Here is a 23120-nt window from a genome sequence, read left to right as displayed (position 1 = left end):
TGGGTACTGTGACCGCCATGCAGGCACCTCCACGCGTCCTGACCGTCGCGGGCTCCGACTCCGGCGGCGGCGCGGGCATCCAGGCCGACCTCAAGACCATGCTCGCGCTCGGCACCCACGGCATGAGCGTCATCACCGCCGTCACGGCGCAGAACTCCCTCGGCGTGCAGGGCGCGTGGGAACTGCCCGCGGAGGCGGTCACCGCCCAGTACCGCAGCGTCGTGGACGACATAGGCGTCCAGGCCGTCAAGACGGGCATGCTGGCGACGGCCGCGCTGGCCCGTACCGTCGCGGCGCTGCTCGCGACGACCGACGCGCCCGTGGTCGTCGATCCGGTCGGCGTCTCCAAGCACGGCGACCCGCTGCTCGCCGCCGACGCGCTCGACGCCGTACGCGCCGAACTGCTGCCCGCCGCCACCGTCGTGACGCCCAACCTGCCCGAGGTCGAGCAGCTCACCGGCGTCCGGGTCGGCTCCGAGGACGACATGCGGCGCGCGGCCGACGCGATGCTGGCGTTCGGCCCCCGCTGGGTGCTCGTCAAGGGCGGCCACCTCGACGGGCCCGCCACCGACCTGCTCACCGACGGCGCCGCCGAGCACTGGCTGCGCGCCCCCCGGCACGACAACCGCCATACGCACGGCACCGGCTGCACCCTCGCGTCCGCCGTCGCGGCGCGCCTCGCGCACGGCGACGACGTGCCCACGGCGGTGGCGGCGGCGAAGGAGTACGTGACGGCCGCCATAGCGGCGGGCTTCCCGCTGGGCGCGGGCATCGGCCCCGTGCACCACGGGCACGCGGGCGCGGCGTTCGGGGCCCGCTGACCGGCCGGGCCGTGCCGGGGCATGCCGGGCATGCGGGCATGCAAGAGGCCGGTCCACCACGAGGTGGACCGGCCCGGGAAAGCCGCGGGGGGCTAGCGCGTGACCTTGCCCGCCTTGATGCACGAGGTGCAGGCGTTCAGGCGCTTCGGCGTCCCGTTCACGACAGCACGCACCCGCTGGATGTTGGGGTTCCAACGGCGGGGGGTGCGGCGGTGCGAGTGGGAGATGCTGTTGCCGAAGCCCGGCCCCTTGCCGCAGACGTCGCAGTTGGCAGCCACGGGTCACTCCAAAGACGGGTCACCACCGTGGAGACGGGGCGACGGATACGTACGCTGGGAAGCCGGGGCCGACGACCCCGGCGGGTCCGCCCGACGTCCGGCCGCCACACGGCGGCGACATCAGGCAACCGGGGCAGCATACCCCGGGCCGTCCCGATCAGGGAAATCGTTCCCCCGCCGCCCCCCGGGCCGGTGAGAGCATAGGCTGCCAGCGCGCGGGCGCCGGGCTGCCTCGCGACGGACGAGACCGGACGACCGGGGAGGAGGCCCACGTGCCGCAGCCGCTCGACGCCGAAGCGGTACGGCGCTGGTGCCGGTTCTCGCTGGACGTGCTGGGCCGCGACCGCGAGGACATCGACGCGATCAACGTCTACCCGGTCGCCGACGGCGACACCGGCACCAACCTCTACCTCACCGTCGAGTCGGCCGCCCAGGCCGTCGCGGCGGCGGACAGCGGCACCCCGACGCTCGCCGAGGCCGTCCGCGCCATGGCCCACGGCGCGCTGATCGGCGCGCGCGGCAACTCCGGCACCATCCTCGCCCAGCTGCTGCGCGGCATGGCCGACGTCCTCGCCGCCGGGCCCGAGCCCGCAGGGCCCGACACGCTGCGCCGCGCCCTGCGCCACGCGGCGCGTTCCGCGTACGAGGCGGTCGCCCATCCCGTCGAGGGCACCATGCTCACCGTCGCCACGGCCGCGGCCGACGCCGCCGCCACGGCCCCCGGTGGCGCCCGTACCGCCGACATCGCCTCGGCCGCCTGCGACGGCGCCCGCCACGCCCTCGCCGCCACCCCCGACCACCTCCAGGTGCTCGCCGACGCCGGTGTCGTGGACGCGGGCGGCAGCGGCCTGGTCGCCGTGCTCGACGCGCTCGACGCCGCACTCTCCGGCCGCCCGCCCGCCGGACGGCCCGGCGAACGCCGCGGCCGCGCCCCCGGCCGCCGGGGCTGCGACGCCGCGCCCGCGGCCGACGCGGCGGGCACCGGCTACGAGGTGATCTACCTCTTGGACGCCCCCGACTCCGCCGTCCCCGCCCTGCGCGCCCGCCTCGACGCGCTCGGCGACTCCCTCGTCGTCGTCGGCGGCGACGGCCTGTGGAACGTGCACGTCCACACCGCGCGCCCCGGCGCCGCCGTCGAGGCCGGTGTCGAGGCGGGACGCCCGCACCGCATCGGCATCAGCGTGCTGACCGACGACGCCGCGCACCGCCCGCCGCGCGCCGACACCAGGACCGTCGTCTCCGTCATGCCGGGCGAGGGCCTCGCCGGGCTGTGCCGCGAGGCGGGCGCGACCGCCCTCACCGTCCACCCCGGCGAGCCGCCCGGCGGCGCCGAACTGGCCGCCGCCGTCCTCGCCGCCCGCGCGGGCGAGGTCGTCCTGCTGCCCAACGACGACAGCCTCTGGCACGCCGCCTCCGCCGCCGCCGAGCAGGCGCGGGCCGCCGGGGTACGGGTCGCGGTGGTCCCCACCCGCTCGCCCGTGCAGGGCATCGCGGCGCTCGCCGTCCACGCGCCGGAGCGCCGGTTCGACGAGGACGTGGTCGCCATGACGGCCGCGGCGGGCGCCACCCGCTTCGGCGAGGTCGCGGTCGCGCAGCACGAGTCGTGGACCATGGCGGGCATCTGCCAGGCCGGGGACGTCCTCGGCCTGGTGGACGGCGACGTCGCGGTGATCGGCGGCGACCTCGGGCAGGTCGCGGCCGACGTGCTTGAACGGATGCTGTCGGCGGGCGGCGAACTGGTCACCCTCGTCATCGGCGCGGGCGCGCCGTCCGGGCTGGCGGCGCGGCTGTGCGAGCAGGTGCGCCGCGGGCACCTCGGCGTGGACACGGTCGTCTGCGAGGGGCGGCAGGGCGTGCCGCTGCTGATCGGCGTCGAGTAGCCCCCGCCGCGCGGCGGCCGGGCGGCCCGTACCGCGATTGTCGGTGCCATGGTGTGCAATGGGCCGTGTGACCGCGCTGTCCGAGCCCCTGGCCAAAGCCGTCGGCGGCACCACCGCCAAGGTGATGGCCGCCCATCTCGACCTGCACACCATCGGCGACCTGCTGCACCACTACCCGCGCCGCTACGCCGAGCGCGGGGAGCTGACGCGGCTCACCGAGCTGCCGCTCGACGAGCACGTGACGGTCGTCGCCGAGGTCGCGGACGCCCGCACCCTCTCGTTCAACCGGGGGCGCGGCCTGCGCCTCGAAGTCACCGTCACGGACGGCGCCGGGCGGCTCCAGCTCGTCTTCTTCGGCAGCCGGGCCGTACGGCACCACGAGCGGGTCCTGGTGCCCGGCAGGCGCGGCATGTTCGCGGGCAAGGTCGGCGTGTTCAACCGCCGCCTCCAGCTGTCCCACCCGGCCTACGAGCTGCTGGACGAGGAGAGCGGCGACGAGGCCGCCCGCGAGTTCGCGGGCCGCCCGCTGCCGCTCTACCCCGCCTGCAAGCAGCTGGAGTCCTGGCGGATCGCCAAGTCGGTCGGCGTCGTCCTCGACTCGCAGGAGGCCACCGGCTGGTCGGGCCTGGCCGACCCCCTGCCGCCCGCCCTGCTGGGCCGGCGCGAACTGCTGCCGCTGCCCGAGGCGTTCGAGAAGATCCACCGGCCGCGCTCCACGGCCGACGTCGCCGCCGCGCGCACGCGCCTCAAGTGGGACGAGGCGTTCGTCCTCCAGGTCGCGCTCGCGCGCCGCCGCCGCGCCGCCGCGCAGCAGGCCGCCGTGCCACGCCGTCCGGCCGAGGACGGGCTGCTGGCCGCGTTCGACGCCCGGCTGCCGTTCACCCTCACCGAGGGGCAGCGCCGCGTGGGGGACGAGATCTTCGCCGACCTGGCCGCCGAACACCCCATGCACCGGCTGCTCCAGGGCGAGGTGGGCAGCGGCAAGACGCTGGTGGCGCTGCGCGCGATGCTCGCGGTCGCCGACTCGGGCGGCCAGTCCGCCCTGCTGGCACCCACCGAGGTGCTCGCGCAGCAGCACCACCGCTCGCTCACCGCGATGCTGGGCGACCTGGCCGAGGGCGGCATGCTCGGCGGCTCCGAGCGCGGCACGCGCGTCGAACTGCTCACCGGCTCCATGGGAACGGCCGCCCGCCGCCGCGCCCTGCTCGCCGCCGCCACCGGCGAGGCGGGCATCGTCATCGGCACGCACGCCCTGATCGAGGACGTCGTCTCCTTCGACGACCTCGGCCTCGTCGTGGTGGACGAGCAGCACCGCTTCGGCGTCGAGCAGCGGGACGCCCTGCGCGCCAAGGGCGAACGGCCACCGCACCTCCTCGTGATGACCGCGACCCCGATCCCGCGCACCGTCGCCATGACCGTCTTCGGCGACCTGGAGACGTCCGTCCTGGACCAGCTGCCGGAGGGCAGGTCGCCCATCGCCACCCATGTCGTCCCGGTCGCCGACAAGCCGCACTTCCTGACGCGGGCGTGGGAGCGCGTCACGGAGGAGGTGGCGGGCGGCCACCAGGCGTACGTCGTGTGCCCGCGTATCGGCGACGACACGGGCGGCGGGTCCGGCGGCGGCGATCAGGACGCGGCGGACGGCACGGAGGGCAAGGACGGCGCCGACGGCCCCGACGGTACGGAGCGGCGCCCGCCGCTCGCCGTCCTCGACGTCGCGGAGAAGCTCGCCGCCGGGCCCCTCGCGGGCCTGCGGACCGCCGTGCTGCACGGCCGCCTCGCGCCCGACGCGAAGGACGACGTGATGCGCCGCTTCGCCGCGGGCGAGGTGGACGTCCTGGTGGCGACCACCGTGATCGAGGTGGGCGTCAACGTGCCGAACGCCACCGCCATGGTGATCATGGACGCCGACCGCTTCGGCGTCTCCCAGCTGCACCAGCTGCGCGGCCGGGTCGGACGCGGCTCGGCGCCCGGCCTGTGCCTGCTCGTCACGGACGCGGCCGAGGGCGGCGCGGCACGCACCCGGCTGGACGCGGTCGCCGCCACGACGGACGGCTTCGAGCTGTCCCGCATCGACCTGGAGCAGCGCCGCGAGGGCGACGTCCTGGGCGCCGCGCAGTCCGGCGGCCGCAGCAGCCTGCGCGTGCTGGCCGTCATCGAGGACGAGGACGTCATCGCCGAGGCGCGCGCGGAGGCCGCCGCGCTGGTGGACCGCGACCCGGAGCTGACCGGCGTCCCCGGCCTGCGCACGGCGCTCGACGCCCTGCTCGACGCGGACCGCGAGGAGTTCCTGGAGAAGGGCTGACCGCGCCCGGACAGCGTCGCTGACGGCCCGTCAATTGTCAGTGGTGCCTGGGAGAATGGACCCAGTCCGCGGCGATCCATCCGGGATTGCCCGCGGCCGGACCACTGGGGGTTGCCCGCATGGCATTCCGGCACATCAACGAACTGCCGCTCGGCGACAAGGTCTTCCGCATCGAACTGGCCAGTGACGACGACATCACCGTGACCCTGACCCTGACCGGCTGGCGCGAGGCGCTGCCCGAGGTCCCGCTCGCCTCCGGATCGCTCACCATGCCCCTGGCGGAGGTCCCGACCCTGCGCATCGCGTTCAACCGCGCGCTCAGGGCCCTCGCCCTCGCCGCCGACGTCGCCGAACCCATCCCCGACCGCGACATCCTCCGCGAACTCTTCCCCGGCCACGGCGCCCCCTGGATACCGCAGCACGAGGAGGACCTCACCCAGCGCTTCCACGCGGGCGAGACGATCGCGCGCATAGCCGCCCGCTTCGGCCGCACCCCTGACTCGGTGCGCACCAAGCTGCGCGAGCTGGGCCACGACCCGCGCCGCCCGGAGTACTGCCCGCCCGACGGCTGCCTCTCCTGGTCGCGCTACGTCTCACCGGCCCTCGTCGGCGCCCCCGAGGAGCACATGGCCGCGGAGTGACCCGGCGCGGACCGGCCGGGCGGAACGGCGCACCCCGCCCGGCCGGTCCGGCCCCTGAGGGGGCCCCGGGCGCCCCGCGGCCGAATCGTCATCCCGTGCTGGGCTCTCTTTCCGTGCTGCGTTCTTTCCGTGCTGGGCTCTCTTTCCGTAAAAAGCACCCCTACGCAGCAGCCGGGGCACTACGGTGTGTGCCCCCGCAGCCGGGTCAGGGCGCGTCAAACCGGGAGGAATCCGCATGACCGATCAGCCAGAGTCCCTGCCGGGGGACGACGTCCCCTCGGTGGAGGAGCTGGAGTGGCTGTTCCACCAGGGCCCGCCGGCCCGAGCCGCCGGCGGACCCGCGGACCGGGTCCCCGGCCCGCGCGTCCATCCGGAGCGCCGCGCCTATCCGGGGCGCGACTCGTCCGACCACGCCAGGCGCCTGCTGCGCCGGGCCGTGAACCCGGACCGGCCGGGCGAGGAGACCCTGCGCCTCCTCGCCGCCGCCCGCGGCTACCTCATCGAGCGCATGCCCGAGCCCGGCGGCCGGTCCGCGGGACGCTGGTGCTCGGTCTACGCACACGCCTTCCTGCTCGCCGACGACAGCGAGCTGTGCCTCTACGAACTGGAGCACGACCAGACCCCCGACGGCCGCCTCGTCTGCGAGGTCTACCCCGACGAGAGCGCCGCCGGACGGGCCGCCAGGCGGCACGCCCGCCCCCTCAGGGGCGACACCCCCGCCTGACCCGGCAGGCTCCCCCCGCCCCGGCCCGTATAGCGTGGTGGGCGTACGGACGGCCTGGCGACGGCCACGACGACGCACAGCACTGCGAGGACCCTCACATGACCCGCGTGATCGCCGGGACCGCGGGCGGACGGCGGCTCGCCGTGCCGCCGGGCGGCGGCACCCGGCCCACCTCCGACCGGGCGCGCGAGGGGCTCTTCTCCACCTGGGAGGCGCTGTCCGGCCCCCTGTCCGGCGCCCGGGTCCTCGACCTGTACGGCGGGTCGGGGGCCGTCGGCCTCGAAGCCCTGTCCCGGGGCGCCGCCCACGCCCTGCTGGCCGAGTCCGACCCCCGGGCCGCCCGCACCATCAGGGACAACATCAGGGCCCTCGCCCTGCCGGGCGCCGAACTGCGCACCGCGCGCGCCGAGCAGCTCGTCGCCGAACCGCCCCCGGCCGAGCCGTACGACCTCGTCTTCCTCGACCCGCCCTACGCCACGACGGACGCCGCGCTCGGCGAGATCCTCGTCATACTGCTGACCGGCGGCTGGCTCGCGGACGGCGCGCTCGCCACCGCCGAGCGCGCCACGCGCGGCGGCCCGTTCCCCTGGCCCCCCGGCTTCGAGGCCCTGCGTTCGCGCCGCTACGGAGAGGGAACCCTCTGGTACGGCCGGGCCACCGACCACGACGTGAACGGCCGGTCATGACCGGCCCGCAGAACCGGCAGGACCGGCAGAACCGGATTGGGGAGAGAGCGTTGCGCCGCGCAGTCTGTCCGGGGTCCTTCGACCCCGTCACCAACGGCCACCTCGACATCGTCGACCGCGCCTCGCGGCTCTACGACGTCGTGCACGTCGCCGTGATGGTGAACAAGTCCAAGCAGGGCCTGTTCACCGTCGAGGAACGCATCGCGCTCATCGAGGAGTGCACCACCGAGTACGGCAACGTCGTCGTCGAGTCCCACCACGGCCTGCTGGTGGACTACTGCAAGCAGCGCGACATCCCCGCCATCGTGAAGGGCCTGCGGGCGGTCAGCGACTTCGACTACGAACTGCAGATGGCCCAGATGAACAACGGCCTCTCCGGCGTCGAGACGCTGTTCATCCCCACCAACCCCGTCTACAGCTTCCTCTCCTCCAGCCTGGTCAAGGAGGTCGCGACCTGGGGCGGCGACGTCTCCCACCTGGTCCCGGGACCGGTGCTCCGGGCGGTCAGGGCCAAGCTCGACGCCCGCTGACCGGCCCGCCGCGTCCCCCGCGCGGCGCAAACGCTGCCCGGCGGGCGCCGGTTGGCCGTACAGTCGCTCCGTGGACGTGAACCAGAAACTGGACGAGATCGTCGCGGCCGTGCGCGGCGCCAAGGGCATGCCGATGTCGGCGTCCTGCGTCATCAACCGGTCCGACCTGCTCGACCGGCTCGAAGACGTGCGCGAGGCCCTCCCCGGCTCGCTGGCCCAGGCGCGCGAGGTGCTCGGCGACCGCGAGCAGGTCGTCGCCGACGCGCAGCAGGAGGCGCGCCGCATCGTCGAGGCGGCGCACGAGGAACGCGGCACGCTCGTCGAGAACACCGAGGTCGTCCAGCGCGCCCAGGACGAGGCGGCCCGCATCCTCGCCGAGGCCCGGCGGGAGGCCGCCGAGGTCAAGGCCGAGGCCGACGACTACGTGGACAGCAAACTGGCCAACTTCGAGGTGGTCCTCGGCAAGACCATCGGCTCGGTCGACCGGGGCCGGGACAAGCTCCTCGGCGGCGACCGGGGCGACCCGCAGGAATTGCTCGCCAACGCCGACGCGTACGTCGAGGCGCAGTTCGGCGCGATCCAGGCGGTCCTGCGCAAGACCCTCGAAGCCGTCGGCCGCGGGCGGCAGAAGCTCACCGGCCACCGGCCGATCGACGAACTGGCCGAGCACGTCGCCGCCCAGGAGGCCATGGAGGCGGCGGACGGCGGCATGCCGCGGACGGCCGCGTACTTCGAGCAGCGGGCCGAGCAGGACACCTACGGCTACCTCGGCATGGCCCAGCCGCAGCAGGACCAGCCCGTCACCGACCAGGGGCAGCACCAGCCGGAACCCGCGGCCGCGACCGCCGGCTACGACACGGGCGCCGCCGACGCGTACGCCGCCCAGCCCGGCGGCTACCCCCAGGACGGCGGCTACGGCCAGCAGGACCCGTACGCGGGCACGTACACCTACGCCCAGGACCCCTACGGCTCCGGCGGCTACCCGCAGCAGGACCCGTACGGCACCCAGCAGAATGCCGGGTACGGCTACGACCAGCAGCCGCAGCACCAGCAGCCCGCCGCGCTCGACGAGACCAGCCTCTTCGACACGAGCATGATCGACGCCGAGCAGATCCGCAGGTACCAGCAGGGCAGGCACTAGACCCGCCCGCGGCACCCCGCCCCGGGCCCGATCCGGCCGATTGGGTGCCCGGCGGCCCGTGGCGTATGCTGGCTCTTCGGCCGCGCCACCTCTCCGTGTACGCGGCTGCCCGCCCGGTCCCGCTCGCGCCAGACGCGTCGGGGGACCGGCGCGCACGGCGACCGCACAGCCCCTCATCCGCGAGAAAGCGACAAGGCCCTGAACGCCCTCCTGGACCACCGAGCCCCCCTCGTGTTCGACACACGGGAACTGGGGCGGCGTCCCGGTGCGATGAAACGGGTCTCCCGCACCGTCCCGGCACCGGCCGATCTCGGGGTCGAGGTCATCGGGGTGCCCGGGGACGCGCGGATCGAGGTCGAGCTGCGCATGGAGTCCGTCATGGAGGGCGTCCTCGTGACGGGGACCGCCCGCGCGCCGCTGGCGGGGGAGTGCGTAAGGTGTCTGGAGCCGCTGACCGACGAGGTCACGGCGGACTTCCAGGAGATGTTCTCCTACCCCGAGTCGGAGGGAACCGGCCGCCGCCCCGCGGAGACCGGTGACGACGAGGAGGACGAGGAGACGCTGTACGTCCAGGGCGACCTGTTCGACCTCGAACCCGTGCTGCGGGACGCGGTGGTGCTCTCACTGCCGCTGCAGCCCGTGTGCCAGGAGGACTGCCCGGGGCTCTGCCCCGAGTGCGGGGCCCTGCTCGCGCAGGACCCGGACCATGGGCACGACGCCCCGGTGGACATCCGCTGGGCGGCGCTGCGGGACTTGGCGGACTCCGGGGAGTCCGGCGACGGCCCGGAGCGTCCGGACCGCTAGGTCCGGGCGGACGGCGCCGGCGGGACAGCAGGACACGCAGGACACGTAGGACCAGCACGACCAGCAGTACCAGCGAGACGAGCACGACAGGCCCCCCGCGGAAGCGGGGATGATCACAGGAGAAGTAGCCGTGGCTGTTCCGAAGCGGAAGATGTCGCGCAGCAACACGCGCCACCGCCGGTCGCAGTGGAAGGCTGCGGTCCCCAACCTGGTGCGCTGCGAGCGCTGCCAGGAGCCGAGGCTGCCGCACACCGCGTGCGCCAACTGCGGCACGTACAACCGCCGTCAGGTCGTCGAGGTCTGATCGGCGGGTGACGGGCTCCATGTCACACGCCAGGAGGTCGCAACCCCAGGCGTCCCAGGACACGGCCTCGTCCCTCGCGACTCTGGAAGGGCGGCTCGGCTACACGCTCGAGCCCGCCCTTCTGGCGCGTGCGCTCACGCACCGCTCGTACGCCTACGAGAACGGCGGCCTGCCCACCAACGAGCGTCTCGAGTTCCTCGGGGACTCGGTGCTCGGGCTGATCGTCACCGACACCCTGTACCGCAGGCACCCCGACCTCGCCGAGGGCCAGCTCGCCAAGCTGCGGGCCGCCGTCGTGCAGGCGCGGGCGCTCGCGGAGGTGGCCCGTGGGCTCGGCCTCGGCTCGTTCGTCCGGCTCGGGCGCGGCGAGGAGGGCACGGGCGGCCGGGACAAGGCGTCGATCCTCGCGGACACGCTGGAGGCGGTGATCGGCGCGGTCTATCTCGACCAGGGGCTCGACGCCGCCGACGCGCTGGTCCACCGCCTGTTCGACCCGGTGATCGAGCGTTCCTCCAGCCTCGGCGCGGGCCTGGACTGGAAGACGAGTCTCCAGGAACTGAGCGCCGCCGAGAGCCTCGGGGTGCCCGAGTACGTGATCGAGGAGAGCGGCCCCGACCACGAGAAGACCTTCACCGCTGCCGCCCGTGTCGCTGGCGAGACCTACGGCACCGGCACGGGCCGCAGCAAGAAGGAGGCCGAGCAGCAGGCCGCCGAGAACGCCTGGCGCGCCATCCGCGCCTCCGTCGACGCCCAGCGCGCCGCGCGTGCGGCCGCCGAGGCCGAGGCGGCCGCGGCGGCGGCGGCCCGCGAGCAGGACGGCGGGGCGTCCGTTGCCTGAGCTGCCCGAGGTCGAGGTCGTACGGCGCGGGCTCGACCGGTGGGTCGGCGGCCGCGTCGTCACGGCGGCCGAGGTGCTGCACCCGCGGGCCGTCCGCCGCCATGTCGCGGGCGCCGTGGACTTCGCCGAGCGGCTGCGCGGCGTGCGCGTCACTGACGTGCGGCGGCGCGGGAAGTACCTGTGGCTGCCGCTGGGCGAGGAGCTGGCGCTGCTCGCCCACCTCGGGATGAGCGGCCAGCTCCTCGTGCAGCGGGACGGCTCGCCGGACGAGAAGCACCTTCGGGTCCGCATCACGTTCGACGACGCGGCGCGGGGCGAGCTGCGGTTCGTGGACCAGCGCACGTTCGGCGGCCTGTCGCTGCACCCGGTGGGCGCCGACGGCCTGCCGGACGTCATCGGGCACATCGCGCGCGACCCGCTCGACCCGCTGTTCGACGAGGACGCCTTCCACGCGGCGCTGCGCCGCCGCCGTACGACGGTGAAGCGCGCTCTGCTCGACCAGTCGCTGATCAGCGGTGTCGGCAACATCTACGCCGACGAGGCGCTCTGGCGCACCCGGCTGCACTACGACCGCCCGACCGCCGGGCTCACCCGCCCGCGGACGGCCGAACTCGTCGGGCACATCAGGGCGGTGATGAACGCGGCCCTGGCGGTGGGCGGGACCAGCTTCGACAGCCTCTACGTCAACGTGAACGGCGAGTCCGGCTACTTCGACCGCTCGCTCGACGCGTACGGCCGCGAGGGCCTGCCGTGCCGCCGGTGCGGCACGGAGATGCGGCGGCGGCCGTGGATGAACAGGTCGAGCTACTTCTGCCCCCGCTGCCAGCCGGCGCCGCGCTCCCTCTGACGCACCCCCGACGCCCTTCTGACGCATCTGACGCAATGGTGCCCGCCCCCTCGGAAGGGGGCGGGCACCGTCGTGCGGGGGGACGCGGCTCAGTAGCCGAAGACCTGCGTCCACCAGGGGCCGCCTTCACCGAAGTGGACGCCGACGCCCATCGTGGTGAAGTTGCAGTTGAGGATGTTGTCGCGGTGGCCGTCGCTGGCCATCCAGGCGTCCATGACCGCCTGGGCGTCCTGCTGGCCGCGCGCTATGTTCTCGCCGCCCATGCTCTCGATCCCGGCGGCGGCCGCACGGTCCCAGGGGCTGCGGCCGTCGGGGTCCGTGTGGTCGAAGAAGCCGCGGGCGGCCATGTCCTGGCTGTACCCGGCGGCCAGCGCGTTGAGCGCGGGGTCGAGCGTCAGGGGCAGGCAACCGGCTCCGGCGCGCTCCGCGTTGACCCGTTCCAGCACGGCCTGGACGGCGGCGGTCCTGTCGTCGGTCGCGGGGGCGCTCGGCTCCTCGCTCGGCGTGGGCCGGAGCGTCTCGGGGGCCGGAGCCTCGGTCTCCTCCTCCTCGGCCGGCGGCGTGGTGCGCTCGGGGGCCGTGGCCTCCTCGGTGCGCTCCGGTTCCGCCGTGCGCTCGGGCGCGGTCGTCTCCGGTGCCTCCTCGGACGGGCTGTCCTCCTCCTGCGGCGTCGTGGCCGTCTCGGAGGGGGTCTCCCGGTCGTCGAGCGTGCCGCGGTCGGAGCTGCGGCTGGCGCCCGGCTCGGTGGCCTGCTCGCGCGGCGACAGCGAGCCGTTCGGCGAGGGTGACACGGAGCCGGGGGCCGATGGCCCGCTTCCCTGGGCGCGGATGTCGTCGGTGGAGGGGGAGCCGCTGGGGGAGAAGGCCTCTCCCATGCCCGGCAGCAGTCCGCTGCCGACTCCCACGGCACCCACGGCCAGAGCCGCGGAAGCGCCGATCAGGCCGGTACGCGCGTGGCTCCGGCGGCGGCGATGGCGTCCCATGCGCAACACCGTCCTTGTCATCGTCGAGGGCCAACCAAGATCCAAATTCACCCGAATGGATGAATGCTCATCGCGTGACTGTACGGCATGGCCCGGTCGGCGGACGTGTCCCGCGGCGAAAACACCGGATAGCGTGCGTCACATGCAGTCCTCAGCACCCCCGCCGGAGCAGGGCTCCGCGAGCGTACGGATGACCGCGTGGGTGCGCGGTCACGTCCAGGGCGTCGGCTTCCGCTGGTTCACCCGCGCGCAGGCGCTGGCCATCGGCGACCTGCGCGGATTCGCCTCGAATCTGGGGGACGGGCGGGTGCAGGTGGTCGCCGAGGGCAGCCGGGAGAAGTGCGCGCGGCTGCTCGACTGGCTCAGAGAGGGCGACACGCCCGGACGCGTGGACGGTGTCACCGAGATATGGGACACACCGCGTGGCGGCTATCCGGATTTCGCGATCCGGTGAGCGGGCCCGCGCCGCGGCCGGGAAAGTGCCGGAAACGGGTTGCCAACACCGCTCCGACGTGCAAGGCTGCGGCCACCAGCGGCATAGGGGCGGAGCCGCCGTGAGAGATCGAGAGTGATCGAAAACCGCCATAGGACGCCGAGTGAATGATCACCTCGGCGATACGCGGTGTGATCGTGTTGACCGTCCCACTTTTTGGTGAGACGCTGAAAGTCCCGCGCTTCTCCGCTGTGCGGCCTCGCGAAAGCAGGGTGTGGCGGACGTCGCGGCAGTCAACCCTCACGACCCACCAACGGCTTCGGTCGGTCACTCAGTGTGGAGGACCATCCATCATGGCAAAGGCGCTTCTCGGTCACATCGGCGGCTTCGACCCCCGAGTCATCGCCGAGATGCGACGGCTTCAGCAGCGCGTACAGGACCTGGAGACGCAGCTCCTCCGGGTTCAGGCGGAGAACGACGCGCTGGCTGCCGCCGCTCGACACGGCGACTCGGTGCTCGACAACATCGATGTGCCCCAGGCTGAGCCCGCCCTGACCTGACCTCAACGGCGAGGACAGGCCGCTCGCGGCTCGACGCCTGCGGAAATGCGAGGGACGCTTCGGCGTCCCTTCGTCATTTCCGGAAGAGGACCGGGCCACGAAGATCGATTCGCGGGAAACCGGGCTTTGAGAAACCGCCTCCCGCCCCATTGCCGTACGTGCTGACTCTGATCTGCCCTGCATCCGACGCGTCGAAACAGCCGGGGACGGACAACCGGCGGGTAAAGTCGCACGGCGTGCATCTCAAGAGCCTCACCCTGCGGGGGTTCAAGTCCTTCGCCTCGGCCACCACGCTGCGCTTCGAGCCCGGCATCACCTGTGTGGTCGGGCCGAACGGGTCGGGCAAGTCCAATGTGGTGGACGCGCTTTCCTGGGTCATGGGGGAACAGGGCGCGAAATCCCTGCGCGGCGGAAAGATGGAGGACGTCATCTTCGCCGGCACCACCGGCCGCCCGCCGCTCGGCCGCGCCGAGGTGTCGCTGACGATCGACAACGCCGACGGCGCCCTGCCCATCGAGTACACCGAGGTCACGGTGACGCGGACGATGTTCCGCAACGGCGGCAGCGAGTACCAGATCAACGGCAACACCTGCCGCCTCCTCGACGTCCAAGAACTCCTCTCCGACTCCGGCATCGGCCGCGAGATGCACGTCATCGTCGGCCAGGGCCGCCTCGACTCGGTGCTGCACGCCGACCCCACCGGCCGCCGCGCGTTCATCGAGGAGGCCGCCGGTGTCCTCAAGCACCGCAAGCGCAAGGAGAAGGCGCTGCGCAAGCTGGACGCGATGCAGGCGAACCTCGCGCGCGTCCAGGACCTCACGGACGAGCTGCGCCGCCAGCTCAAGCCGCTCGGCCGCCAGGCCGCCGTCGCCCGCAAGGCCGCCGTCATCCAGGCCGACCTGCGCGACGCCCGCCTGCGGCTGCTCGCCGACGACCTCGTCGCGCAGCGCGCCGCGCTCAGCGCCGAGATCGCCGACGAGGCCGCGCTCAAGCAGCGCAAGGAGGAGGCCGAGGCCCGGCTGCGGGACGCCCTGCGCCGCGAGGCCGAACTGGAGGCCGAGGTGCGCCTGCTGGCCCCGCGCGTCCAGCGCGCCACGGCCACCTGGTACGAGCTGTCGCAGCTCGCCGAGCGTGTGCGCGGCACGATCGGGCTCGCCGACGCCCGCGTCACCAGCGCCGCCGCCGGGGCGCCAGAGGAGCGGCGCGGCCGCGACCCCGAGGACATGGAGCGGGAGGCGGCCCGCATCCGCGCGCAGGAGGCCGAGCTGACCGCCGCGCTCGAAGCGGCGTCCCGTGCCCTGGACGACACCGTCGACCACCGCGCGGAACTCGAACGGGCCCTGGCCCAGGAGGAGCGCCGCCTCAAGGACGCCGCCCGCGCGCTCGCCGACCGCCGCGAGGGACTCGCGCGCCTCCACGGCCAGGCCAACGCCGCGCGCAGCAGGGCGGCCTCGGCGCAGACGCAGATCGACCGGCTGGCCACCGCCCGCGACGAGGCCGCCGAGCGTGCCGAGCGCGCGGGCGAGGAGTACGAGGCCCTGCGCGCCGAGGTGGAAGGGCTGGACGCGGGCGACTCCGCGCTGGAGCGCGAGCACGAGACGGCCCGCGCCGAACTGGCCGCCGCCGAGGCCGGACGCGCCCGCGCCCGCGACGCACTGACCACCGCCGAGCGCGAACGCGCCGCCGTCTCCGCCCGCCACGACGCCCTCGCCCTCGGCCTGCGCCGCAAGGACGGCACCGGCGCGCTGCTGTCCGCGGGCGACCGGCTCACCGGCGTCCTCGGCCCCGCCGCCGAACTGCTCACCGTCGTGCCGGGCCACGAGGTGCCCGTCGCCGCGGCCCTCGGCGCCGCCGCCGACGCGATCGCCGTGGACGGCCCGGCCGCCGCCGCCGAGGCGCTGCGGCTGCTGCGCAAGCAGGACGCCGGACGGGCCGCGCTGCTGCTCGGCGGCATGCCGGAGGAGCCCGCCGCCCCGGCCCCCGACGGGCTCTCCCGCGCAGCCGACCTCGTACGCGGCCCGGCCGACCTCATGCCGGCCGTCCGCCGCCTGCTGCGCGGCACCGTCGTGGTCGAGTCGCTGGACGAGGCCCTCACCCTGCTCGCCGCGCACCCGGACCTCACCGCCGTGACCGGCGAGGGCGACGTCGTCTCCCGCCACCTCGCGCACGGCGGCTCGGCGGGCGCGCCCAGCCTGCTGGAGGTGCAGGCGTCGGTGGACGAGGCGGCCGCCGAGCTGCGGGAACTGACCACCCGCTGCGCCGAGCTGGCCGCCGTGTCCGAGGCGGCGGGGGAGCGGCGCCGCGCGCTCGCCGCCCGGGTGGAGGAGCTGGCCGGGCGCCGCAGCGCGGCCGAACGCGCCAAGTCCCGCGTCGCCCAGGACCTCGGCCGCCTCGCGGGGCAGGCCAGGGGCGCGGCGGGCGAGGCCGAACGCGCCGCCGCCGCCGTCACCCGGGCCGAGGAGGAGCTGGCCCGCGCGGTCGAGCAGGCCGAGGAACTGGCGGAACGTCTCGCCACCGCCGAGGAGGGCGCCGACGCGGACGAGGAGCCGGACACGTCGGTCCGCGACCGGCTCGCCGCCGACGGCGCCAACGCCCGGCAGACCGAGATGGAGGCGAGGCTCCAGGTCCGCACCCACGAGGAGCGGGTGCGCGGCCTCGCCGGGCGCGCCGAGGGGCTCGACCGCGCGGCCCGCGCCGAACGGGAGGCCCGCGTCCGCGCCGAGCGGCGCCGCGCCCGTATGCGGTACGAGGCCGAGGTCGCCGCCGCCGTCGCGGACGGCGCGCGGCAGCTGCTCGCCCACGCCGAGGCGTCCGTCGCCCGCGCCGCCGCCGAACGGGACGCCGCCGAGCGCGCCAAGGCGGAGCGTGAGGAGGCGCTCGCCGCCGAGCGCTCGGCCGGCCGCGGGCTCAAGGACGAGCTGGACAAGCTCACCGACTCGGTGCACCGCGGCGAGGTCATGGGGGCGGAGAAGCGGCTGCGCATCGAGCAGCTCGAAGCCCGCGCGCTGGAGGAACTGGGCGTCGACCCGGACGTGCTGGTCCGCGAGTACGGCCCCGACCAGCCCGTACCGCCCTCGCCGCCCGCCGAGGGCGAGGAGCTGCCGGACGACCCGGACCACCCGCGCAACCGGCCGCGGCCCTTCGACCGCGCGGGGCAGGAGAAACGGCTGCGGGCGGCGGAGCGCGCGTACAAGCAGCTGGGCAAGGTGAACCCGCTGGCCCTTGAGGAGTTCGCCGCGCTGGAGGAACGGCACCAGTTCCTCAGCGAGCAGCTGGCCGACCTGAAGAAGACCAGGGCCGACCTCCTCCAGGTGGTGAAGGAGGTGGACGAGCGGGTGGAGCAGGTCTTCACCGCCGCCTACCACGACACGGCGCGCGAGTTCGAGGGCGTCTTCTCGCGGCTCTTCCCCGGCGGCGAGGGCAGGCTGCTGCTCACCGACCCGTCGGACATGCTGACCACCGGCGTGGAGGTGGAGGCCAGGCCGCCGGGCAAGAAGGTGAAGCGGCTCTCGCTGCTCTCCGGCGGCGAGCGGTCCCTCACCGCGGTGGCGCTGCTGGTGTCGATCTTCAAGGCGCGGCCGAGCCCGTTCTACGTCATGGACGAGGTCGAGGCCGCGCTCGACGACACCAACCTCCAGCGGCTCATCCGGATCATGGAGGAGCTGAAGGGCAGCTCCCAGCTCATCGTCATCACGCACCAGAAGCGGACGATGGAGGTCGCGGACGCGCTGTACGGCGTGTCCATGCAGGGCGACGGCGTGTCGAAGGTCATCAGCCAGCGCCTGTCCTGAGCCGGCCGGAGAGCCAGCGGGTGAAATAGCCCCTTTTCGGGCGTAATGTGACTTCGGGCACGCTGTCCCGTCGGGAGAGCGCTGCCGACCCTCGAACCCGCAGCCGGATCGGTGATCCACGCGAGCCGGGGAAGACGGCAGGCGATGCCGTCGGACGGAACCTGGAGGGAAGCGTGACCCCGACCTCGAAAGCCGGTACGGAAGCCCCGAGGCGCCCGCCCCACCTGACGTTCGTCATCTACATCGCCGCCACCGCCGCGCTCGGCGGCTTCCTCTTCGGCTACGACAGCTCGGTGATCAACGGCGCGGTCGAGGGCATCCGCGGGCGGTTCGACGTCTCCTCGGGGCGCCTCGGCACGGTCGTCGCCATCGCGCTGCTCGGCGCCGCGGTGGGCGCGCTGGTCGCGGGGCGGCTCGCGGACCGGGTCGGCCGCATCAGGGTCATGCAGCTCGCCGCGTTCCTCTTCATCGTCAGCGGCATCGGGTCGATGCTGCCGTTCGCCATCTGGGACCTCGCCATCTGGCGCACGCTCGGCGGCGTCGCCATCGGCATGGCCTCGGTGATCGCGCCGGCGTACATCGCCGAGGTGTCGCCGCCCGAGTACCGGGGGCGGCTCGCCTCGTTCCAGCAGGCGGCGATCGTGCTGGGCATCGCGGTGTCGCAGCTCGTCAACTGGACCCTGGTGAACCTGGCCGACGGCGACCAGCGCGGGCACCTGCTGGGCATCGAGGCGTGGCAGCTGATGCTGGGCATCGAGGCCGTCCCCGCGCTGGTCTACGGGCTGATGACGTTCGGCATCCCCGAGTCGCCGCGCTACCTCGTCTCGCGCGGGCGGACGGAGGAGGCCAAGCGGGTGCTGGGCGACGTCGAGGCCAAGGGTACCGACCTCGACGCCAGGGTCCGGGAGATCGGCGACGCCCTGCACAGCGAGCACAGCTCCACCTGGCGCAACCTGTTCAGCAGGCGCACCGGGCTGCTGCCCATCGTCTGGATCGGCGTCGTCCTGTCGGCGTTCCAGCAGCTCGTCGGCATCAACGTGATCTTCTACTACTCGAACTCGCTGTGGCAGTCGGTGGGCATCGACCCGGAGAGCTCGTTCTTCTACTCCTTCACCACCTCGATCATCAACATCATCGGCACGGTCATCGCGATGATCTTCGTGGACCGGATCGGGCGGAAGCCGCTGCTGCTCATCGGCTCGATCGGGATGGCCGTCTCGCTGGGCACGACCGCGTGGGCGTTCTCCGCCAAGCGCGGCTCCGGCGACGACATCTCCCTGCCCGACCCCCAGGGCACCGTGGCGCTGATCGGGGCGCACGCGTTCGTCCTCTTCTTCGCCCTGTCGTGGGGCGTGGTCGTCTGGGTGCTGCTGGGCGAGATGTTCCCCAACCGGATCAGGGCCGCCGCGCTGGGCCTGGCGGCGTCCGCCCAGTGGATCGCGAACTGGGCCGTCACCCAGAGCTTCCCGACCCTCTCGGACTGGAACCTGTCGGGCGCGTACGTCATCTACACCTGCATCGCGCTGCTGACCATCCCGTTCCTGCTCATCTGGGTCCGCGAGACCAAGGGCAAGGCGCTGGAGGAGATGGGCTGACCCCCCGCGCCGGGCGGCGTCGGCAATACTTGGGGTCGCCCGGCACCCACCTCCTACAGGCAGCATCCAAGGGAATCGATGGACATCCTCATCCTTGTCGTAGTCATCGCCGTGGTCGCCGTCGCCGCGATCGCGGCGTTCCTCGTGCGCGGTCGCGGCGCCGGTACGGCGCCCCCGGGCGAGCGGCCCACGCCCACCGCGCCGCCCGCGGAGCCGCAGGTCGGCGAGGACTCGCAGGCGCCGCCCGACGAGGCGCGGCGCACCATCGAGGACGTCGTCCTCCCGCCGGGCACCTCGCCGCCCGCCGTCGAGGCCGAGGCGGAGGCGCCGCCCGTCGAGGTGCCCGAGCCCGCCGCCGGGCGCCTCGTACGGCTGCGGGCGCGGCTGGCCCGTTCCCAGAACACCCTGGGCAAGGGGCTGCTGACCCTGCTGTCGCGCGAGCGGCTCGACGAGGACACCTGGGAGGAGATCGAGGACACCCTGCTGACCGCCGACGTCGGCGTCCGCCCGACGCAGGAGCTGGTCGAGCGGCTGCGCGAGCGCGTCCGCGTCCTCGGCACGCGCACGCCCGAGGACCTGCGGGCCCTGCTGCGCGAGGAGCTGCTCACCCTGGTCGGGCCCGACCTCGACCGCGTGGTGCACACCGAGGGCGGCATCTCCGTTGAGGGCGAGGAGCGCCCGGCGGTCGTCCTCGTCGTCGGCGTCAACGGGACGGGCAAGACGACGACGACCGGCAAGCTGGCGCGCGTCCTGGTGGCGGACGGGAAGTCCGTCGTCCTGGGCGCGGCCGACACGTTCCGCGCCGCCGCCGCCGAGCAGCTCCAGACCTGGGGCGAACGGGTCGGCGCGCGCACCGTGCGCGGCCCCGAGGGCGGCGACCCGGCGTCGGTCGCGTTCGAGGCCGTGCGGCACGGCATCGCGGAGACGGCGGACGTCGTCCTCGTGGACACCGCCGGGCGGCTGCACACGAAGACCGGCCTGATGGACGAGCTGGGCAAGGTCAAGCGGGTCGTGGAGAAGCACGGGCCGGTCAACGAGGTGCTGCTCGTCCTCGACGCCACCACCGGGCAGAACGGGCTTGTGCAGGCCCGGGTGTTCTCGGAGGTCGTGGACATCACCGGCATCGCGCTCACCAAGCTGGACGGCACCGCCAAGGGCGGCATCGTCATCGCGGTGCAGCGGGAGCTGGGCGTGCCGGTCAAGCTGATCGGGCTCGGCGAGGGGCCGGACGACCTCGCCCCGTTCGAGCCGGAGGCGTTCGTGGACGCGCTGCTGGCCTGACGCGCGCCGAGGCGTCACGTTCCGGGGGGCGGCCCCGGCCCGGGGAGACCGGGCCGGGGCCGTCGCACGTACGAGGGGCGGCCGTATACGAGCCGGGTCAGGCGTGGCGGGTCAGCGAGGCGAGGGAGACGCAGGTGTAGGCGAGGGCGCCCAGCAGCAGCCGGGTGGTGGGCGGCGCGGCCGAGGCGCCCGTGCCCGGCGCGCGCAGCCAGCGCACCGGGCCGTGGCCGCCGTGGTCGGACGGCGGCGCCGTGATGTGCCGTCCTGGGCCGAGTCCGCGCAGGTCGAGCGGCGCGTCGGCCCAGCCGAGGCGGCGCAGCAGAGCGGGGAGTTCGGCGGTGCTGCCCGGGGCGACGAAGAACCAGGCGCGGCCGTGCGGCGCCAGGGCGACGGGGCCCATGGGCAGGCCGAGCCGTTCCAGCCGGGGGAGGGCGCGGCGGGCGGCGGGGGCGGGGGCGTCGAGGACGTCGAAGCTGTGGCCGGTGGGCAGCAGCACGGACGCGCCGGGCACCCAGGAGCAGCCGACGTGGTCGAGCGTCGCGCCCGCCGGGATGGTGAGCCCGGGATCGAGGGGGTGGGCGCCGGGGGAGGAGCAGCGGGGGCTGCCGCAGGAGCAGACGACCGTGCCGTGCTGCGCGCCCCGGGTGGTCCAGGCGCCCGGCGTCACGTCCCAGCCCCGCAGGCCGGTGTACTCGGCGACGGCGGTCGAGACCGGGCCCGGCCGCCGGGCCGCGAGCCGCAGGTCACGGATCTCGCGGATGCCGCCGATCGTGAAGCCCATGCACTCTCCAACGGGCCGCCCCGCCGATGGTTACGGCCCGGGGGTGGCGCCCCGGGGGAGCGCGCGGCCGTACGTGCGCCCCCGGCGTGCTTCGCCCTCCCCGAAGCGGTCGGCGTGCGCGCACAGGTGAAGCACGCGTGGTGGGCATGAGGGGGACGCGGAGGGGTGGCGAATGGTGGCGCTTACGGGCTGCCCCTCACCGGTACCGTGATCGTAGGATTACTTTCGGTTCATCGGTAGACGTGCCGTCAACAGTCCGCACGTCCGACAACACCCGGAACGGGGGCGTGACACCGTGGGGGTCAACGCGAGTGGTGACAGCCAGGCCAAACCGCCGAACGAGCGGCTCACCTCGTGGTTCCAGCGCAGCGGCTGGTCCAAGGGCGAGCTGGCCAGGCAGGTGAACCGGCGGGCCAGACGGCTCGGCGCGCACCACATCAGCACCGACACCTCCCGCGTACGGCGCTGGCTCGACGGCGAGCAGCCGCGCGAGCCGATCCCGCGCATCCTCGCCGAGCTGTTCTCCGAGCGGTTCGGCTGCGCCGTCGGCGTCGAGGACCTGGGGCTGCGCTCCGCGCGCCAGCCGGCCGCCGTCTCCGGCATCGACCTGCCGTGGGCCGGGCCGCAGACCGTGGCGCTGATCAACGAGTTCTCCCGCAGCGACCTCATGCTCGGCCGCCGCGGCTTCCTCGGCACGGCCCTCACCATGTCGGCGGGACCCGCGCTGATAGAGCCCATGCAGCGGTGGCTCGTGCCCACGCCCACGGACGGCGAGCCGCTGCCGGGGGCGCGGCTGCTGGCGGTGGCGGGCGGCGGCCGCGGCGAGGCGCGGCGCCTGTCCGGGATCTCCGAACCGGAGCTGGCCGTCCTGGAGGAGACGACCGCCCAGTTCCGGCGCTGGGACGCGCAGAGCGGCGGCGGCCTGCGGCGCAAGGCCGTGGTCGGGCAGCTGCACGAGGTCACCGACCTGCTCGCCGAGTCGCACCCCGAGCCGGTGCGCCGCAGGCTGTTCCGGGTCACCGCCGAGCTGGCGGAGCTGGCCGGGTGGATGAGCTACGACATCGGGCTCCAGCCGACGGCGCAGAAGTACTTCGTGCTCGCCCTGCACGCCGCGAAGGAGGCGGACGACCGGCCGCTCGGCGCGTACATCCTGTCCAAGATGTGCCGCCAGATGATCCACCTCGGCCGGGGCGACGACGCCCTCGAACTGGTGCACCTCGCCCAGTACGGCAGCCGCGACACGGCGACCTCGCGGACGCAGGCCATGCTGTACGCGATGGAGGCCCGCGCGTACGCGACGCAGGGGCAGCCCGCCAAGTGCCACCGCGCGGTGCGGATGGCGGAGGAGACGTTCGGCCAGATCGGGGCGGACGAGCAGGACCCGGACTGGATCGGCTTCTTCTCCGAGGCCGAGCTGAACGCGGAGAACGGCCACTCGTACCGCGACCTCTCCTACGTGGCCGGACGCAGCCCCACCTATGTGACGCGCGCCAGGCCGCATCTCGAACGGGCGGTCGCGCTCTTCGGCGAGGAGCGCGAGCGGAACCCGGGCGGGGCGCACCACCGTTCGTATGCACTCAACCTCATCGGCATGGCGACGGTGCACCTGCTGGAGAGGGAGCCCGAGGCGTTCGCGGCGCAGGCGGACGAGGCGGCGGAACTGGCCGGTCGGCTCCGGTCCGAGCGCGTCAACGACCGGCTCCGCAAGACGTACGCGGCGGCGCAGCGCGACTTCGGCGACGTCCCCGAGGTGCGGGAGAGCGTCGCGGCGTTCGCGGCGCAACCGCCCGCGAATTCGGCCGTCCGGGCGGTCTGACGCGCCCGTTCCCCCCGCCTGCGACACCCGCTCCCACCGGCTGTTCCGGCCCGTGGCCCCGCCCGGCGCGCCCTCGGCGCG

At 74.3% G+C, this 23120-nt stretch carries 21 protein-coding genes; 18 read left to right on the top strand and 3 right to left on the bottom strand.

Going from position 1 to position 23120, the window contains the following annotated elements; all coding sequences use genetic code 11:
• Positions 1–17: 17 nt before the first annotated feature.
• Positions 18–821 (top strand): bifunctional hydroxymethylpyrimidine kinase/phosphomethylpyrimidine kinase, encoded by an 804-nt coding sequence (gene thiD, locus ACIBPC_RS30415; RefSeq protein ID WP_398849118.1) that lies wholly within the window; start codon positions 18–20, stop codon positions 819–821.
• A gap of 92 nt (positions 822–913) precedes the next feature.
• Here thiD and rpmB read toward each other — a convergent pair whose 3' ends face one another.
• Positions 914–1099 (bottom strand): 50S ribosomal protein L28, encoded by a 186-nt coding sequence (gene rpmB / locus ACIBPC_RS30410; protein ID WP_129842680.1) that lies wholly within the window; start codon positions 1097–1099, stop codon positions 914–916.
• A 272-nt stretch (positions 1100–1371) separates the two neighbouring features.
• Between rpmB and ACIBPC_RS30405 the strand changes: the two genes are divergently transcribed.
• The 11 genes from ACIBPC_RS30405 (at position 1372) to mutM (ending at position 11799) form a co-directional block, all read left to right on the top strand.
• Positions 1372–2979, top strand: coding sequence for a DAK2 domain-containing protein (locus ACIBPC_RS30405; protein ID WP_398849116.1), 1608 nt, complete (start codon positions 1372–1374; stop codon positions 2977–2979).
• Between the two features lie 58 nt (positions 2980–3037).
• Positions 3038–5284, top strand: a complete 2247-nt coding sequence (recG, locus tag ACIBPC_RS30400) for an ATP-dependent DNA helicase RecG (RefSeq protein ID WP_398849114.1) — start codon at positions 3038–3040, stop codon at positions 5282–5284.
• A 119-nt stretch (positions 5285–5403) separates the two neighbouring features.
• Positions 5404–5925 carry a hypothetical protein gene (locus tag ACIBPC_RS30395; protein WP_398849112.1) on the top strand — a complete coding sequence of 174 codons (522 nt, stop codon included), beginning with the start codon at positions 5404–5406 and terminating at the stop codon, positions 5923–5925.
• A gap of 235 nt (positions 5926–6160) precedes the next feature.
• Positions 6161–6649: a DUF6227 family protein gene (locus ACIBPC_RS30390; RefSeq protein WP_398849110.1), complete on the top strand. Its 489-nt coding sequence runs from the start codon at positions 6161–6163 to the stop codon at positions 6647–6649.
• A gap of 98 nt (positions 6650–6747) precedes the next feature.
• Positions 6748–7335 carry a 16S rRNA (guanine(966)-N(2))-methyltransferase RsmD gene (gene rsmD, locus ACIBPC_RS30385; protein ID WP_398849108.1) on the top strand — a complete coding sequence of 196 codons (588 nt, stop codon included), beginning with the start codon at positions 6748–6750 and terminating at the stop codon, positions 7333–7335.
• Between the two features lie 50 nt (positions 7336–7385).
• Positions 7386–7865, top strand: coding sequence for a pantetheine-phosphate adenylyltransferase (coaD, locus tag ACIBPC_RS30380; protein WP_362968217.1), 480 nt, complete (start codon positions 7386–7388; stop codon positions 7863–7865).
• A 70-nt stretch (positions 7866–7935) separates the two neighbouring features.
• Positions 7936–9006, top strand: a complete 1071-nt coding sequence (locus ACIBPC_RS30375) for a cell division initiation protein (protein ID WP_398849107.1) — start codon at positions 7936–7938, stop codon at positions 9004–9006.
• Between the two features lie 231 nt (positions 9007–9237).
• Positions 9238–9810 (top strand): DUF177 domain-containing protein, encoded by a 573-nt coding sequence (locus ACIBPC_RS30370; RefSeq protein WP_362968221.1) that lies wholly within the window; start codon positions 9238–9240, stop codon positions 9808–9810.
• Positions 9811–9940: 130 nt separating this feature from the next.
• Positions 9941–10114 carry a 50S ribosomal protein L32 gene (rpmF, locus tag ACIBPC_RS30365; protein WP_052852033.1) on the top strand — a complete coding sequence of 58 codons (174 nt, stop codon included), beginning with the start codon at positions 9941–9943 and terminating at the stop codon, positions 10112–10114.
• Between the two features lie 19 nt (positions 10115–10133).
• Entirely contained in the window at positions 10134–10952 is an 819-nt protein-coding gene (gene rnc, locus ACIBPC_RS30360) for a ribonuclease III (RefSeq protein ID WP_362968223.1), read from the top strand.
• Positions 10945–11799 (top strand): bifunctional DNA-formamidopyrimidine glycosylase/DNA-(apurinic or apyrimidinic site) lyase, encoded by an 855-nt coding sequence (mutM, locus tag ACIBPC_RS30355; protein ID WP_362968225.1) that lies wholly within the window; start codon positions 10945–10947, stop codon positions 11797–11799. The genes rnc and mutM overlap by 8 nt, the downstream gene beginning before the upstream one ends.
• Positions 11800–11888: 89 nt before the next feature.
• On the opposite strand, the gene ACIBPC_RS30350 is transcribed toward mutM, so the two are convergent.
• A complete protein-coding gene (locus ACIBPC_RS30350; RefSeq protein ID WP_398849105.1) occupies positions 11889–12782 on the bottom strand; it encodes a CAP domain-containing protein in 894 nt (297 codons plus the stop codon).
• Between the two features lie 142 nt (positions 12783–12924).
• On the opposite strand from ACIBPC_RS30350, the gene ACIBPC_RS30345 reads away from it, so the two are divergent.
• The 5 genes from ACIBPC_RS30345 to ftsY all read left to right on the top strand — a co-directional run bounded on the left by ACIBPC_RS30345 (position 12925) and on the right by ftsY (position 20442).
• Entirely contained in the window at positions 12925–13236 is a 312-nt protein-coding gene (locus ACIBPC_RS30345) for an acylphosphatase (protein ID WP_398849103.1), read from the top strand.
• A 332-nt stretch (positions 13237–13568) separates the two neighbouring features.
• Complete coding sequence (locus ACIBPC_RS30340) at positions 13569–13775, top strand: hypothetical protein (RefSeq protein ID WP_362968231.1); 207 nt, start codon at positions 13569–13571, stop codon at positions 13773–13775.
• A gap of 236 nt (positions 13776–14011) precedes the next feature.
• Positions 14012–17566 (top strand): chromosome segregation protein SMC, encoded by a 3555-nt coding sequence (gene smc / locus ACIBPC_RS30335; protein WP_398849100.1) that lies wholly within the window; start codon positions 14012–14014, stop codon positions 17564–17566.
• A 173-nt stretch (positions 17567–17739) separates the two neighbouring features.
• Entirely contained in the window at positions 17740–19161 is a 1422-nt protein-coding gene (locus ACIBPC_RS30330; RefSeq protein WP_398849098.1) for a sugar porter family MFS transporter, read from the top strand.
• A gap of 78 nt (positions 19162–19239) precedes the next feature.
• Positions 19240–20442: a signal recognition particle-docking protein FtsY gene (ftsY, locus tag ACIBPC_RS30325; protein ID WP_398849096.1), complete on the top strand. Its 1203-nt coding sequence runs from the start codon at positions 19240–19242 to the stop codon at positions 20440–20442.
• Positions 20443–20539: 97 nt separating this feature from the next.
• On the opposite strand, the gene ACIBPC_RS30320 is transcribed toward ftsY, so the two are convergent.
• The gene (locus tag ACIBPC_RS30320; RefSeq protein ID WP_362968239.1) at positions 20540–21223 is read right to left on the bottom strand and encodes a bifunctional DNA primase/polymerase; all 684 of its coding nucleotides are present in this window, start codon (positions 21221–21223) and stop codon (positions 20540–20542) included.
• Between the two features lie 295 nt (positions 21224–21518).
• Between ACIBPC_RS30320 and ACIBPC_RS30315 the strand changes: the two genes are divergently transcribed.
• Positions 21519–23039, top strand: a complete 1521-nt coding sequence (locus tag ACIBPC_RS30315; RefSeq protein ID WP_398849094.1) for a hypothetical protein — start codon at positions 21519–21521, stop codon at positions 23037–23039.
• The last annotated feature ends 81 nt before the right edge of the window (positions 23040–23120 follow it).

The sequence above is a fragment of the Streptomyces sp. NPDC049879 genome, from assembly GCF_044461265.1.
GTDB lineage: Bacteria > Actinomycetota > Actinomycetes > Streptomycetales > Streptomycetaceae > Streptomyces.
Note: the sequence above shows the minus strand (reverse complement) of the source record. Positions and strands in the feature narration are given on the sequence as shown.

Coding starts and splice junctions, on each gene's coding strand:
- recG (WP_398849114.1), top strand. CDS start 3,038: ATGGGCCGTGTGACCGCGCTGTCCGAGCCCCTGGCCAAAGCCGTCGGC.
- ACIBPC_RS30320 (WP_362968239.1), bottom strand. CDS start 21,223: ATGGGCTTCACGATCGGCGGCATCCGCGAGATCCGTGACCTGCGGCTC.
- ACIBPC_RS30390 (WP_398849110.1), top strand. CDS start 6,161: ATGACCGATCAGCCAGAGTCCCTGCCGGGGGACGACGTCCCCTCGGTG.
- ACIBPC_RS30350 (WP_398849105.1), bottom strand. CDS start 12,782: ATGGGACGCCATCGCCGCCGCCGGAGCCACGCGCGTACCGGCCTGATC.
- ACIBPC_RS30345 (WP_398849103.1), top strand. CDS start 12,925: ATGCAGTCCTCAGCACCCCCGCCGGAGCAGGGCTCCGCGAGCGTACGG.
- ACIBPC_RS30340 (WP_362968231.1), top strand. CDS start 13,569: ATGGCAAAGGCGCTTCTCGGTCACATCGGCGGCTTCGACCCCCGAGTC.
- rnc (WP_362968223.1), top strand. CDS start 10,134: ATGTCACACGCCAGGAGGTCGCAACCCCAGGCGTCCCAGGACACGGCC.
- ACIBPC_RS30395 (WP_398849112.1), top strand. CDS start 5,404: ATGGCATTCCGGCACATCAACGAACTGCCGCTCGGCGACAAGGTCTTC.
- rsmD (WP_398849108.1), top strand. CDS start 6,748: ATGACCCGCGTGATCGCCGGGACCGCGGGCGGACGGCGGCTCGCCGTG.
- thiD (WP_398849118.1), top strand. CDS start 18: ATGCAGGCACCTCCACGCGTCCTGACCGTCGCGGGCTCCGACTCCGGC.
- ftsY (WP_398849096.1), top strand. CDS start 19,240: ATGGACATCCTCATCCTTGTCGTAGTCATCGCCGTGGTCGCCGTCGCC.